Origin of the sequence: Amycolatopsis sp. NPDC049253, from assembly GCF_040678995.1 — a bacterium.
Lineage (GTDB): Bacteria > Actinomycetota > Actinomycetes > Mycobacteriales > Pseudonocardiaceae > Amycolatopsis.
Genome location: NZ_JBFAQX010000007.1, coordinates 105,913 through 118,996, shown reverse-complemented (window position 1 = coordinate 118,996; position 13,084 = coordinate 105,913). Strand labels below are relative to the sequence as shown.

The following is a 13,084-nucleotide window of genomic DNA, read 5'->3' as shown; positions in this document are numbered from 1 at the left end:
GCTCAGCGGGGCAACATCGGCATCAGGTAGTACGTGAGGCTCACCTCGTGGGCCTCCGCAGCCGTCAGGACGCACGCGCGCAGCCCCGGCTGGATCGACAGCCGCACGGTGGAATCGGCGAAGGGGGCGAGGGCGTCCAGGAGGTAGCGGGCCTGGAAGGACGGCGAGGTGCGGCCGCCGCAAACGTTTGCCTTCAGGGTTTCCTCGGCTTCGCCCGTGTCGGCGCGGGTGCTGGCGAGGCGGACGTGCGCGTCGCCCACCTCGAGGGTCAGGACGCGGCGGTCTTCGGCGTAGACGCCGACGCGGCGGATGGCCGCGGCGAGGGCGTCGGCGGGCAGCTCGACCTCCGTGTCGACGTCGCCACTCGGAATCGCGTCGGCGGACAGGAAGCCCGCGTCGAGGACGGCGGTGGTGACGGTGCCGCCGGTCCAGGCCAGGCCGAAGTGGCCGGTGTCGGCGTGGAGGGTGAGCGTGCCGGTGGCGTGGCGCGTGGCCTCGGTCAGCAGGCGCGCGGGCACGAGCACGTCGAGCGGCCCCCACGCCGCTCGCAACGGCACGCGCGCCACGGCCATGCGGTAGCGGTCCGAGGCGGTGAGCACGAGCGTGTCACCGGAGCTCTGCACGCGCACGCCCGTGAAGACCGGCAGCGGATCGTCCTTGGCGGCCGTGCCCGCGACCGTGCGGACCGCGGCCGCCAGCAGCTCCCCGTCCACTTCGGACAACTGCGGTGGCCGCGCGGGCTCCACGCGCGCACCCCGGTCGAGCAGCGGCACGGCGAACCGCGCCCCTGCCACGCGCACCGCCAGCCGGCTGCCTTCGACGACCAGGCGCACCTGGTCGACGTCCAGCATCTTCAGCGTCTCGGCCAGCGGCGCCGCCGGCACGAGCACCTCCCCGTCGGTGTGGGACGTCGCCGGGCACGCCAAGCGCACGGACAGGTCGCGGTCGCTGCCTGCGACCTCGAGCCCGTCCGCGTCGGCGCGCAACCGCAGCGCGGCCTGCCTCGGCAGCAGGCGCGCGGCGGCGTTCACGGCCGTGGACAGGGGCCGTGCCGGTGACGTCAGATCCATGCCCGCGAAGCTAGCGCGGGCCACCGACAAGAACCGGCCACGGCCCTGCTGGCCTGCGGAAACGTCAGTGACCGGCGCCCACGAGCTCACCCGAGTCGGTCGGCTCCGCCGCCGGCGTGCGCACGGTGCCGCGCATCAGCCACACCACGATCGCCAGCGCCACCCCGGCCACACCGGCGGCCAGGAACGACGCGCTCGGGCCCGAGTGCTCGACCAGGTAACCGCTCACGGACTGGCCGGCGGCCAGCCCCAGCGTCACCGAGGTGAGGACCCAGCCGAAGGCCTCCGCGGCCGTACCGCGCGGCGCGACGGTCTCGATCGCCGTCGAGTGCGTGGTCGACTGCGGCGTGATCAGCGCGCCCGCCAGCAGCATCAGCAGGGCCAGCGCCCACAGCGACGACGGCAGCGCCAGCAGCGCCACCAGCGCGCCGAACCCACCCAGCAACGCGGGCAGGCGCAGGCCCAGCCGGCGCGGCCACGGGTGCAGGCTGTAGGCCACGCCGAACGCCACCGATGTCAGCGACCACGCCGAAAGCAGCAGCCCGCTCAGCGCCGCGTGCCCGGACTCGGTCGCGGCGGCCGGCACGGCCACCTCGACGAAGCCGATCACCACGCCGAAGCCCAGCGCGGCCACGGCGAGCGTCCGCATGCCCGGGCTCGCCAGCGCACCCAGCAGCCGCGTTTTCGCGCGCGGAGCAGGGCCCCAGGCGCGCACGGCGGGGCTCAGCGCGAACACCGTCGCGCCGGTGACCATCGCCGCGGCACCCGCGACCATGCCTGTGCCGGCCCACGGCGCCGTGATCAGCAGACCCGCGATACCCGGGCCGAGGATGAAGAACACTTCCATGCTGATCGCTTCGTACGAGAAGGCCGCGTTGCGCGCGGGGCCTTCCGGAAGCAGCTTCGTCCACAACGCACGCGAGGCCGACCCGATCATCGGCTCCGACAGGCCCGTGGCGGCGGCGAGCACGACCAGCAGGAACGTCGGCGCGTGGGCCTCGATCGCCAGGGCCAGCGCGACCATCGACAGCGCGAACAGCCCCACCGTGACCAGCAGCGGCCGCGTGGGTCCGTAACGGTCGATGAGGCGCCCCTGCACTACCGCGCCCACGGACACGCCGGCGAGCGAGCTGGCGGAAACCAGCCCGGCGGCGGCGAACGAGCCGGTCTCGCGCTGCACGTAGAGCAGCGCGGAGATGCCGATCATCGCGATCGGCAAGCGGGCGAGCACCGACGCGACGACCGGGCGGCGAGAGCCGGGGGCCCTCAGCGCGGCACGGTAGTCGGCGAGTGTGGTGCGGCCTTCGGAGCGAGCAGAGTGGGACACGCGTACCAGTATGCCTGCGAGTGGTACGGAAGTACCAGTTGTTTTCCGGTCAGGTGCGTCACCCCCGTCGAACTGCGCGAGTTACGTCGCAGAGGTCTCGATCCCGTAACGCTCTATGGATTCTCGGTGAACTCGTGCAACGAAACGGCCGAAGCGGCGTCCTTGAGAGTGAATGGCCTTGAATTCGTGGGTAGTGGCCATGATGGTTGAGAAACAGCACATCCCAGCTCCCTCCGGCATACGGGTCGGGGCCTGAACCGGAGGGCGGGGAGCGCGGGTCGTCGGGGGATGGTCCGCGCGAAGGCAAGAAGCCGGTGCGCCACGTCGGGGGTGGCGCCCGGCTTCTTGTTTTTGGGGAAGCCGTGTGCGTTGACTCATTTTCGCTGCCGTGGAAGAAAAACGCCCCGCGACACGACCACGCCACCGGGATGCCGCTCGTGTGGGGGACGCCCACAAAGGCCGAATCCCGGCGCCAGGCACAAAAGCCCCGAAAACGACGAAGGCCACCCGGCGCCGGGAGGCGGGGGGTGGCCTTCAGTCCAGAACAGTTACCGCGCGCGGCGGGCCAGGCGCTCCGGGTCCAGGATCAGGACGCTCTTGCCTTCCAGTCGCAGCCAGCCGCGGTGGGCGAAGTCGGCGAGGGCCTTGTTGACGGTCTCGCGGGAGGCGCCGACGTACTGGGCGATCTCCTCCTGCGTGAGGTCGTGGGTCACGCGCAGGAGGCCGGCCTCCTGGCTGCCGAAGCGCTGCGCGAGCTGCAGGAGCGCGCGGGCCACGCGGCCGGGCACGTCGGTGAAGATCAGCTCGGCGACCATGTTGTTGGTCCGGCGCAGCCTGCGGGCCACGACGCGCAGCAGCTGCTCCGCGATCTCCGGGCGCGTCGAGATCCACTGGCGCAGGGCCGGGCGGTCCATGGTGACGGCGCGGACCTCGGTGACCGTGGTCGCACTCGACGTGCGCGGGCCGGGGTCGAAGATGGACAGCTCGCCGAACATGTCCGACGGGCCGAAGATGCCCAGCAGGTTCTCGCGGCCGTCCGGCGACTTGCGGCCGATCTTCACCTTGCCGGACTGGATGATGTACAGCTTGTCGCCCGGCTCACCCTCGCTGAAGATGACATGGCCGCGGGGGAACTCCACGGATTCCAAGGTCTGGGCCAGAGCCTCAGCGGCTGCCGGCTCAACACCCTGGAAAATGCCCGCACGGGCCAGGGTTTCGTCCACCTCGGGTGCCTCCTCGTCGAGAAACGATCACTTCCTTCGCAGGTCGAAGGCCGTGTCGCCGATCACTTTCGCGTCAGTCTAGGGCGTGTCGGCGAGATCGCCCGTCGGCTCGCCGCGCGGGGCGCGGCAGCCGGAGACGATCTCGCACGAACAGGGAGCCTAACTCCGCACGCGCCGCGCCCGTAGCCTGGCTGCCCGTCCGCCCAGCCTGCGGAGCCGGAACAGCTCCAGAGCGCGGCCGATCCCGTGGCCGTAAAGGGCCCTGACCTCGTTGGGTTGGGCCTGCTCCAGAAACTCCTCGACCTCGTTCTCCTGCACCGCGACGTGCTTGAGGCGGCTTTCCACCCGCTCCATGAAGAGAGCGAAGAACATGATCACGAGTGGGACCAGAATCACGAACCACGCGGTCATGACGCACATCCACTACGGAAAGTAAGCATCGACTCCAGATCCTCGCTCCTCGCGGCACACGGTGCGCCGAGGTGGTGCTCTGGCGTGTCGGCCGTCCACCGGCGGGTGCTCCCGCCCGGCTCGTCCGACGCGCCCGTAGGCTATCGGGGTGCCACCTGCCGTCACGAACGCCCCCCGCGAGGGCGCCGGTGAAAGCCGGCTCGCCTTGGTGAGACGCGCCCGGCGTATGAAGCGTTGCCTCGACGAGGTGTATCCCGACGCGAAAGCCGAGCTGGATTTCACGAATCCGCTGGAACTGCTGGTCGCGGTGGTGCTTTCTGCGCAGACCACCGACGTGCGGGTGAACCTCGTCACGCCCGCGTTGTTCAAGCGCTACCCCACGGCGGCCGCCTACGCGGGTGCCGATCGCACCGAACTCGAGGAGTTCCTCAGGCCCACCGGGTTTTTCAGGGCCAAGGCCAACTCGGTGATGGGCCTGGGCGCGGCGCTCGTCGAACGCTTCGACGGCGAGGTGCCCAAAAAGCTCGACGACCTCGTGACGCTGCCCGGGGTCGGGCGCAAGACGGCCAACGTCGTGCTCGGCAACGCGTTCGGCGTGCCGGGAATCACGGTCGACACCCACTTCGGCCGCCTCGTGCGCCGCTGGGGCTGGACGGCCGAGGAAGACCCGGTGAAGGTCGAGCACGCCGTGGGGGAGCTGATCCCGCGCAAGGAGTGGACGATGCTGTCCCACCGCGTGATCTTCCACGGCCGCCGGGTGTGCCACGCGCGCAAGCCGGCGTGCGGCGCCTGCCCGCTGAAGAAGGACTGCCCGTCCTACGGGCTGGGACCCACGGAGTTCGAGGCCGCCGCGAAGCTCGTCAAGGGCGAGGAGCGTGAGCACATCCTCGAGCTGGCGGCGCGCGGGTGACCACGGTCACCAAGTGGGCACTCGGCGTCGCGGTCCTGGTGGTCGCGGTGCTGGTCGCCGTCCTCACCACGCGGGGCTCCTCGAAGGACGCGCCCGCCGCGACGGGTGACCTCACCGCCGCCCGCGCACAGGCCGCGTTGAACGCGTGCCCGCCACCGGCCGCCACGGAGGTCGCGCAGCTGTCCGGCATCCAGGCCGACTGCCTCGGCGACGGCTCGCGCGTCGACGTCGGCAAGGTCCTCGCCGGCGGCCCGACGCTGGTGAACGTGTGGGCCTCGTGGTGCACACCGTGCCGCACCGAGCTGCCGGTGCTGCAGAAGTACGCCACCGAACCCGGCGCCGTGCGCGTGGTCGGGGTGCAGGTGGCCAGCCCCGCGGCCGACGGGCTCGGCCTGCTGCGGACCCTCGGCGTGCACCTGCCCTCGGTCTACGACGGCGACGGCTCGACCGGACCGATCCGCACCGCCCTCAAGGTGCCCTCGAACTTGCCCGCGTCCTACCTCGTGACCCCCGACGGGCAGGTGCGCTTCATCTCCAGCCCCCGCTTGTTCGACAGCACCGACCAGGTGCGCGCAGCCGTGAAGGACTTCTCATGACCGGTCCCCTCGTCGACCCCGAAGAAGTACCGGAGTGGCTGCGGCCGCTGGTCAAGGTGTCCGCTGAGGTCGAGAGTCGCACCTTCACCCGCTTCACCGTCGACGAGTCGCTCACGCGCTCCGCCGCCGTGCTGATCCTCTTCGGCGAACGCGCCGATGGTCCCGACGTGCTGCTGCAGCGCCGCGCCGACACGCTCGGCTCGCACGCGGGCCAGGTCGCGTTCCCGGGCGGCGGCGCGGAGGACGGCGACGGCGGACCCGTCGGCACCGCCCTGCGCGAGGCCGAGGAGGAGACGGGCGTCGACCCGGCGGGCATCCTGCCGATCGCGATCCTGCCGGAGCTGCCCGTGCCGGTGTCGCGCTTCGCGGTGACGCCCGTGCTCGCCTACTGGCACACGCCGTCGCCGGTGCACGCCGTGGACCCGGGTGAGACGGCGGCCGTCGCGCGGGTCGCGCTCGCCGACCTCGCCGACCCGGCCAACCGCTTCCGCGTGCAGATGAAGGGCCGCACGTGGAAGGGCCCGGCGTTCGCCGTCGACGGGCTGTTCGTGTGGGGCTTCACCGCCGGGCTGCTGTCGGCGTTGCTTTCGCTCGGCGGCTGGGAGCGTGAGTGGGACACCGGCGACGTGCGCGACCTTGACGTAGCGTTGGCCGAACACCGGGCCCGCAACGCGGCGCGGGGAGAGGCGATCGAGGAGTGACGGCGTGAACTGGGTCGATGTCCTCGTGCTGGTGCTGGCGGTGCTGGCGGCTGTTTCGGGGGCGTTCCAGGGCGTGATCGTCGCGCTGCCCGCGCTGATCGGGGTCGCCATCGGGGCGGTGCTCGGCGTGAAGCTGGCCCCGTTCGTGATCGAGCTGTTCGACAACCCCGTGGCGAAGGTGGCCTTCGCGCTCGCCGTGGTGGTGTTCCTCGTGGTGCTCGGCGAAACGCTCGGGGTGTGGATCGGGCGCAAGCTGCGCCAGAAGATCAACCCCGACAAGTTGTCCGGAGTGGACAAGACGCTGGGCGCGATCGTCCAGGCCGCAGCGGTTTTCGTGGTGGCGTGGCTCGTCGCGAACCCGCTCACCACGGTGTCGGCCATTCCAGGCCTGGCTAAGTCCATCAACTCGTCGGTCGTGCTGGGCGAGGTCAACGACCTGATGCCGGCCGAGGCCCAGGGCCTGCCGAGCGACCTGCGCAAGCTGCTCGACGCGTCGGGCTTCCCCTCGGCGCTCTCGCCGTTCGAGAAGGCACCGGCCGCCGACGCCGCGCCTCCGGACACGTCGATGAACATCACCGCGGTCGCGCGCCGGGTGCACCCGAGCGTGGTGAAGATCCGCGGCAACGCGCCGTCGTGCTCGAAATCGCTGGAGGGCAGCGGGTTCGTGATCGCCCCGCAGCGCGTGATGACCAACGCGCACGTGGTCGCGGGCACGGACGAGGTCGGCATCGAGTCCACGCGCGGCGACTACCGCGCGCGCGTCGTGTACTTCAACCCCGAGGTCGACATCGCCGTGCTGGCCGTGCCGGGCCTGTCCGCGCCGGTGCTGCCGTTCGCGCAGGAGACCGCGCGCGCCGGCGACAACGCCATCGTGCTCGGCTACCCGCTCGACGGCCCGTACACCTCCACCGCCGCCCGCGTGCGCGGCCGCATCAACCTGCGCGGCCCCGACATCTACGACGCGAACACCGTGCAGCGCGACGTGTTCACCATCCGCGCGGGCATCCGCAGCGGCAACTCCGGCGGCCCCATGATCACCCCTGACGGCGACGTGATCGGCGTCGTCTTCGGCGCGGCGGTGGAAGATCCGGACACGGGCTTCACCCTGACCGCGGAACAGGTGCGCGCGGAGGTCGCGGCGGCGCCGTCGCAGACGACGAACGTGAGCACAGGCGCCTGCGCGAGCTGAGTCAGCTCACGAAGTCCACAACGGACTTCGTCACGCGGTCCGGCTCTTCCAGATGCGGGAAGTGCCCGACGCCGGGCCAGATGCGGGGCTCGCCGTGCGGCCCGGCCCAGTGCACGGACGCGCGTGCGGTCTCCGGGACGATGCACGTGTCCACGGCGCCGTGCAGTTGCAGGACGGGCGCGGCGACGCGTTTGCCCACGGCGTCGGTGAAGCGGCGCCCCTCGCCGCGGAACTGGGCGCGGAAGGCCCAGCGGTAGTACTCCAGCGCGGAGTGCGCGACGCCCGGGATCAGCATCGCCTGACGGAACCGGCCTGCCGTGTTCGTGAAGTCCGAAGAGGACCGCCATGCCGGGCCGGACCAGCTGTGGAACAACGACTCCACGTTGGCGGCGTCGTCGCGGACCAGCCATTTCTCCGGCTTCATCGGCACCTGGAAGCGGAACAGGTGCCCGGCCGCGCGGCCCTGGCGGCGGGGCGAACGCAGTATGGCGGACTTCAGCGCGAGCGGGTGCGCGGCGCCCACAGCCGTCACCGAGGACACGAGCCGGGGGTGCAGCGAGGCGACGGTCCACGCGAGCATGCCGCCCCAGGCGTGGCCGACGAGGTGGGCGCGGCGCGCGCCCAGGGCCTTGATCAGACCGCCGACGTCGCCCGCCAGCGTCCAGGCGTCGTAGCCGCGCGGGGGTTTGTCCGAGTCGCCGTAGCCACGCAGGTCCACCGCGACGGCGCGGAACCCGGCGTCGGCGAGGCCGCGCAGCTGGTGGTGCCACGTCCACCAGAACTCGCCGAAGCCGTGCAGCAGCAGTACCAGTGGTCCGTCACCGAGCTCGGCGACGTGCAGGCGGATGCCGTTGGCCGAGACGTCGCGGTGCGTCCACGGACCGTCGATCCGGACGATCGACGGGTCGGGCGTGAGCTGCACTGCGGGCTCCGCTTCAGCCGGTACTGTGCCGATCGCTACCAATCCAACCACAGTCACGGCCGAATGACTTCGTAGCAACGGTTACGTGCCGGGTAGGGGTCGGCCTACCTTAGGCCGGATCGGTAACTCAGCCTGGGTGCGGTGCCGCGTCAGGGACGGGTCGCGGGCAGGTTGTCTTCTTCGGCGGCGCGATGCGGCTTCAGGGCCGCGGCCGTCTCCTTGACGCTGTCGATCGTGCGCTCCGGCGCCTTCAGCTTTTTCACCTTGCGCCAGCCGAGGAACGCCGTGACGGCGGTGGTGAGCAGCATCAGGCCGAACACGGTGAGGAACGCCGGCCAGCGCACGCCCCACCAGTCCGACAGGATCTCGGCGATGAACAGGAACAGGAAGTACGTGCTGTAGAGCCCCACGGCGAGGGCGATGAGGAAGTAGACGGCTCCCTTGAGCCCCTTCTTCATCTCGCCGACCAGCTCCGACTTCGCCAGCTCGACTTCGGCCCTGACCAGCGTCGACAGGTGCTGGGTGGCATCGCCGACGAGTTTGCCGATGGACTGTTCCGCAGCCGCGGCCTCCTCGTCGCTCGACAGGGGCAGGTAGGGCACGGCCCCCACGCCGTCGGGGCCGGTGCGTTCGTGTTTGGGGCTGGTCACCGGGTCATCGTGCCACGTACCCGTTCCCTGGGCGCGGCGGACCGTCGGGAGTGTCGGGATCGGATCCGCGAGCGTGCGCCCGGCTGCGGCGCACCAGCAGCGCGGCGGACGCCAGCGAGGCGATGGCCGACGCGATCAGCACCGCCGCCTTGGCCAGCTCGGTCTCCGGTTCGTCGAGCGCGAGATCGGCGATCAGCAGGCTCACGGTGAAGCCGACCCCGCCGAGCAACGCCAGCGCCGCGAGATCACGCCAGCCCGTGCCGGTGGGTTTTTCCGCGACGCCCAGCTTCACCGCCAGCACGCTCGCGCCGAGGATCCCGACGAACTTGCCCACGACCAGTCCCAACAGGACAGCCAGCGGCAACGCGGTGGTGAAGACCTGGCCCAACGCGTGCCCGCTGACGGAGATCCCCGCGGCGAACAGCGCGAACACCGGCACCGCGACCGCCGCCGACCACGGCTGCAGCCGGTGCTCCAGCCGCACCGCCGGTGCCTCGTCCTCGCCTTCGTCGGGCTTCACGCGGGTGAGCAGCCCGAGGGCGACGCCGGCGATGGTCGCGTGGATGCCCGTCGAGTGCACCGCGACCCAGGTGACCACCGCGAGTGGCACGTACAACCAGGCCGTGCGCACGCGTTTGTGCTGCAGGAACCAGTACAACGCCAGCGCCACCACGGCGACGGCGGCGGCCACGAGGTCGAACCCGGTGGTGAAGACGATCGCGATCACGAGGATCGCGCCGAGGTCGTCGACCACCGCCAGCGAAAGCAGGAAGACCCGCGCGCTGCTCGGCAGGTTCGACGCCGTCAGCGCCAGCACGCCGAGCGCGAACGCGATGTCCGTGGCCACGGGGATCGCCCACGCGCGGTCGATCCCCGGCGTCCCCCAGGCGACGGCCAGCGCGATCAGCGCCGGCACGACCATCCCGCCGACGGCCGCGATCACCGGCAGGACCGCCTGCTTGACGCGCGAGAGCTCACCCACCACGAGCTCGCGTTTCAGCTCGAGCCCGGCGACGAAGAAGAACAAGGCGAGCAGCCCGTCCTTCGCCCAGTCGCCGATCGACAGGTTCAGGTGCAGGAACTCGGGGCCGACGTGGAAGTCGCGCACGGCCCGGTAGACGTCACCGGCCGGCGAGTTGGCCCAGATCAGCGCGACGGCCGTGGCGGCGAGCAGGATGATCCCGCCGGTGGTCTCCGTGCGCAGGTAGCGGGCGAACTCGGCGGCGCGGGCCGGACGCGAAGCGGTCATGGGCGGATCCTCCAGGTGCGGCAATCGTCACAAACATTGCCGACCAGGCTTCCCGGCGCACCTTTGACGCCATTTTAGCGGCCCGTCCGAGCCGGCCCGGGCGCCCGATGACGCTCACCACACCCGGTCCGGTGTTCTCTTCACCCATTTGCCTTCTAGCATGCGAATCGGAAACGACAACGTTGTCTAGGACAAGGACGAGACAGTTGTGAGTACCTCTACCGAGGCCCAGCACGACACGAGGTTCTTCGGGCACCCACGAGGGCTGGCGAACCTCTTCGGCGTCGAGATGTGGGAGCGGTTCTCCTACTACGGGATGCTCGGCATCCTCGCCATCTACCTGTACTACAAGGCCGACCAGGGCGGTCTCGGCATCGACCAGGGCGACGCGCTCGGCGTCGTCGGCGCGTACGGCGGCACGGTCTACCTCGCCACCGTGATCGGCGCGTGGGTGGCCGACCGCCTGCTCGGCTCCGAGCGCACGCTGTTCTACAGCGCGATCCTGGTGATGATCGGCCACATCGCGCTGGCGCTGCTGCCGGGCCTGACCGGCATCGGTGTGGGCCTCGCGTGCGTCGCGATCGGCTCCGGCGGCCTCAAGGCCAACGCGACCGCCGTGGTCGGCACCCTCTACGCCGAGGGCGACGAGCGCCGCGACGCCGGCTTCACGATCTTCTACATGGGCATCAACCTGGGTGGCTTCATCGGCCCGCTGCTCACCGGGCTCGCGCAGTCGGAGGTCGGCTTCCACCTCGGCTTCGGGCTCGCCGCGATCGGCATGGCGCTCGGCCTGGTCCAGTACACGCTCGGCCGCAAGAACCTGGGCGAGAAGGCGTCGGAGATCCCGAACCCGCTGCTGCCTTCGCAGCGCTGGCTGGCGATCGGCGTCGCCGTGGTGATCGTGGTCGCCGTGGCCGCGCTGATCATGTCCGGGGTGGTCGGGCCGTCGAACCTGGCCGATGTCGTCGTGTACGTGGTCGTCGCGATCTCGGTGGTGTACTTCGTGGTCATCCTGACCAGCAAGAAGATCACGTCCGACGAGCGCAGCCGCGTGTTCTCGTTCATCCCGATGTACATCGCGAGCGCCGCGTTCTTCTCGCTTTACCAGCAGCAGTCCACGGTCGTCTCGGTCTACAGCGACCAGCGCCTCGACCGGAACCTGTTCGGCTGGGACATGCCGGTGTCGTGGGTCAACTCGATCAACCCGGTGTTCATCATCATCTTCGCGCCGATCGTCGCCGCGATCTGGACGAAGCTCGGGCCGAAGCAGCCCTCGACGCCGATGAAGTTCGTGCTGGGCACGGTGCTCATGGGTCTCGCGTTCTTGCTGTTCTTGCCGATGACCGGCACCGGCGTGAACGGCAGCCCGCTCATCGCGCTCGCCGGCATCCTGCTGGTGTTCACGATCGCGGAGCTGATGTTGTCGCCGGTCGGGCTGTCGCTGTCGACGAAGCTCGCGCCCCAGGCGTTCCGCACGCAGATGGTGGCGCTGAACTTCCTGTCGGTCTCGCTGGGCACCGCGTTGTCGGGCAAGCTCGCGGAGTCCTACGACGTGCACGACGAGACGCCGTACTTCAGCATCATCGGCGGCGTGGCCATCGCGATCGGCCTGATCCTGCTCGCGCTGATCCCGTTCATCCGGCGGCTGATGAAGGGCGTGCACTAGCTCCTAGGCGATGGTGGTGCCGAACAGCACTCCCACGAAGTAGGTGACGAGCATGGTGAGGGCGCCGACGCCCACGTTGCGCGCGATCGCGCGCCCCACCTGCGCGTTGCCCAGGCGCGCGCTCACGAATCCGGTGAGCGTGAGGCCCACGACCACGGCCAGCGCGCACGCCCACACCCGCACCGACACCGCCGTCCAGGCGATGGACAGCAGCGGCAACAGCGCGCCGACGGAGAACGCGATCAGCGAAGCCCACGCCGCCTGCCACGGGTTGGTGAGGTTGTCCGGGTCGATGCCCAGCTCGGCCTCGGCGTGGGCCTGGAACGCGTCCTTGCGGGTCAGCTCGCGCGCGACCTGCGCGGCGAGCTCCTTGGACAGGCCCTTGCCCTCGTAGATCTCGGCGAGCTCGCGTTCCTCGGCCTCGGGCATCGTTTTCAGCTCTTGCTTCTCCAGCTGCAGCAACGCGCGTTCGGTGTCGCGCTGCGTGCTCACGCTCACGTATTCTCCGCCGGCCATCGAAAACGCACCGGCCACCAGTCCGGCAATTCCGGCGGTGAGGATCGCCGCGCTGTTCGTGGTCGCCCCCGCGACGCCCACCACGATGCCCGCGACGGACACGATCCCGTCATTGGCCCCGAGAACCCCGGCGCGCAGCCAGTTCAGCTTGCCACCGACGTCCTCGTGGGGCTCGTGGGAGTGGGAATCAGTCGCGTCCACCGTTTCTGTCACGAGAATAGTGAAACACGGAATTCGGCTGATCGCCTCTGTCGGATGGGCAACATCAAGGAAGGGTTTCCTTATTTAATTGTGCCTATCCTTTGAATGTCAGCCGCTCGGCGCCGGCAGCCAGTACGACGGCGGCAGCAGCTCCGCGAGGTGTTCGAGGCGCCAGGCCTTCCGGGCCGGCACGTCCGGCGCCGCGTTCTTGCTCCAGGCGACGTCGTGCGCCTCCAGGTCGTGGTCGGTGTGGTCGCACGCCGTGGTGAGTAGCACGCCTTCGTCGGTGATCACCAGCGCCCACTCCGCCTCGCCCGACGTCCGCTCGTTCTGTGCGGGCACGCGGAGCTGCGCTGGCTCCTTCACGTGCGCCGCCACGTCGTCCTGGCTGCGGCCGGCGTAGCGGGGTGTGGACGCTGGTCGTGATCCGGGAGCCGTCTCGAAGGGCTCCGC

At 70.5% G+C, this 13,084-nt stretch carries 13 protein-coding genes and 1 pseudogene; 5 read left to right on the top strand and 9 right to left on the bottom strand.

Going from position 1 to position 13,084, the window contains the following annotated elements; translation table 11 throughout:
• Positions 1–2: 2 nt before the first annotated feature.
• The 4 genes from AB0K15_RS18265 to AB0K15_RS18250 all read right to left on the bottom strand — a co-directional run bounded on the left by AB0K15_RS18265 (position 3) and on the right by AB0K15_RS18250 (position 4,031).
• Positions 3–1,070, bottom strand: a complete 1,068-nt coding sequence (locus AB0K15_RS18265) for a DNA polymerase III subunit beta (protein WP_364051214.1) — start codon at positions 1,068–1,070, stop codon at positions 3–5.
• A gap of 64 nt (positions 1,071–1,134) precedes the next feature.
• Entirely contained in the window at positions 1,135–2,397 is a 1,263-nt protein-coding gene (locus tag AB0K15_RS18260) for an MFS transporter (RefSeq protein ID WP_364051211.1), read from the bottom strand.
• 548 nt (positions 2,398–2,945) lie between these two features.
• Entirely contained in the window at positions 2,946–3,620 is a 675-nt protein-coding gene (locus tag AB0K15_RS18255) for a Crp/Fnr family transcriptional regulator (RefSeq protein ID WP_204092840.1), read from the bottom strand.
• Between the two features lie 159 nt (positions 3,621–3,779).
• On the bottom strand, positions 3,780–4,031 hold the full coding sequence (locus tag AB0K15_RS18250; RefSeq protein WP_204092841.1) for a hypothetical protein: 252 nt from the start codon (positions 4,029–4,031) through the stop codon (positions 3,780–3,782).
• Between the two features lie 226 nt (positions 4,032–4,257).
• Here AB0K15_RS18250 and nth point away from each other — a divergent pair, with 226 nt between their 5' ends.
• From nth to AB0K15_RS18230, 4 genes are read left to right on the top strand one after another with little or no spacing between them, the layout of a single operon-like run.
• Positions 4,258–4,941, top strand: a complete 684-nt coding sequence (gene nth, locus AB0K15_RS18245; RefSeq protein ID WP_364051206.1) for an endonuclease III — start codon at positions 4,258–4,260, stop codon at positions 4,939–4,941.
• Positions 4,938–5,537 carry a TlpA disulfide reductase family protein gene (locus AB0K15_RS18240; RefSeq protein ID WP_364051203.1) on the top strand — a complete coding sequence of 200 codons (600 nt, stop codon included), beginning with the start codon at positions 4,938–4,940 and terminating at the stop codon, positions 5,535–5,537. The genes nth and AB0K15_RS18240 overlap by 4 nt, the downstream gene beginning before the upstream one ends.
• Entirely contained in the window at positions 5,534–6,238 is a 705-nt protein-coding gene (locus AB0K15_RS18235; RefSeq protein WP_364051200.1) for a CoA pyrophosphatase, read from the top strand. Before AB0K15_RS18240 ends, AB0K15_RS18235 begins: the two co-directional genes overlap by 4 nt.
• Before the next feature lie 4 nt (positions 6,239–6,242).
• Entirely contained in the window at positions 6,243–7,427 is a 1,185-nt protein-coding gene (locus tag AB0K15_RS18230) for a MarP family serine protease (protein WP_364051197.1), read from the top strand.
• A 1-nt stretch (position 7,428) separates the two neighbouring features.
• Here the strand turns inward: AB0K15_RS18230 and AB0K15_RS18225 are convergent, their stop codons facing one another.
• The 3 genes from AB0K15_RS18225 to nhaA form a co-directional block, all read right to left on the bottom strand.
• Positions 7,429–8,349 carry an alpha/beta hydrolase gene (locus AB0K15_RS18225; protein WP_364051194.1) on the bottom strand — a complete coding sequence of 307 codons (921 nt, stop codon included), beginning with the start codon at positions 8,347–8,349 and terminating at the stop codon, positions 7,429–7,431.
• Between the two features lie 149 nt (positions 8,350–8,498).
• Positions 8,499–8,999 carry a phage holin family protein gene (locus AB0K15_RS18220; protein ID WP_364051191.1) on the bottom strand — a complete coding sequence of 167 codons (501 nt, stop codon included), beginning with the start codon at positions 8,997–8,999 and terminating at the stop codon, positions 8,499–8,501.
• A 4-nt stretch (positions 9,000–9,003) separates the two neighbouring features.
• Positions 9,004–10,248 (bottom strand): Na+/H+ antiporter NhaA, encoded by a 1,245-nt coding sequence (nhaA, locus tag AB0K15_RS18215; RefSeq protein ID WP_364051188.1) that lies wholly within the window; start codon positions 10,246–10,248, stop codon positions 9,004–9,006.
• 208 nt (positions 10,249–10,456) lie between these two features.
• On the opposite strand from nhaA, the gene AB0K15_RS18210 reads away from it, so the two are divergent.
• Positions 10,457–11,914 carry a peptide MFS transporter gene (locus AB0K15_RS18210; protein ID WP_364051185.1) on the top strand — a complete coding sequence of 486 codons (1,458 nt, stop codon included), beginning with the start codon at positions 10,457–10,459 and terminating at the stop codon, positions 11,912–11,914.
• A 3-nt stretch (positions 11,915–11,917) separates the two neighbouring features.
• Here the strand turns inward: AB0K15_RS18210 and AB0K15_RS18205 are convergent, their stop codons facing one another.
• Positions 11,918–12,643 carry a VIT family protein gene (locus tag AB0K15_RS18205; RefSeq protein WP_364051182.1) on the bottom strand — a complete coding sequence of 242 codons (726 nt, stop codon included), beginning with the start codon at positions 12,641–12,643 and terminating at the stop codon, positions 11,918–11,920.
• A 150-nt stretch (positions 12,644–12,793) separates the two neighbouring features.
• Positions 12,794–13,033 (bottom strand): annotated as a pseudogene (locus AB0K15_RS18200) (DUF2848 family protein); the annotation flags it as partial.
• Positions 13,034–13,084 lie beyond the last annotated feature (51 nt).

What these genes read in the sequence shown, in the direction of transcription:
- AB0K15_RS18265 (WP_364051214.1), bottom strand. Translation starts at nt 1,070, where the DNA reads ATGGATCTGACGTCACCGGCACGGCCCCTGTCCACGGCCGTGAACGCC.
- AB0K15_RS18250 (WP_204092841.1), bottom strand. Translation starts at nt 4,031, where the DNA reads ATGACCGCGTGGTTCGTGATTCTGGTCCCACTCGTGATCATGTTCTTC.
- nth (WP_364051206.1), top strand. Translation starts at nt 4,258, where the DNA reads ATGAAGCGTTGCCTCGACGAGGTGTATCCCGACGCGAAAGCCGAGCTG.
- AB0K15_RS18235 (WP_364051200.1), top strand. Translation starts at nt 5,534, where the DNA reads ATGACCGGTCCCCTCGTCGACCCCGAAGAAGTACCGGAGTGGCTGCGG.
- nhaA (WP_364051188.1), bottom strand. Translation starts at nt 10,248, where the DNA reads ATGACCGCTTCGCGTCCGGCCCGCGCCGCCGAGTTCGCCCGCTACCTG.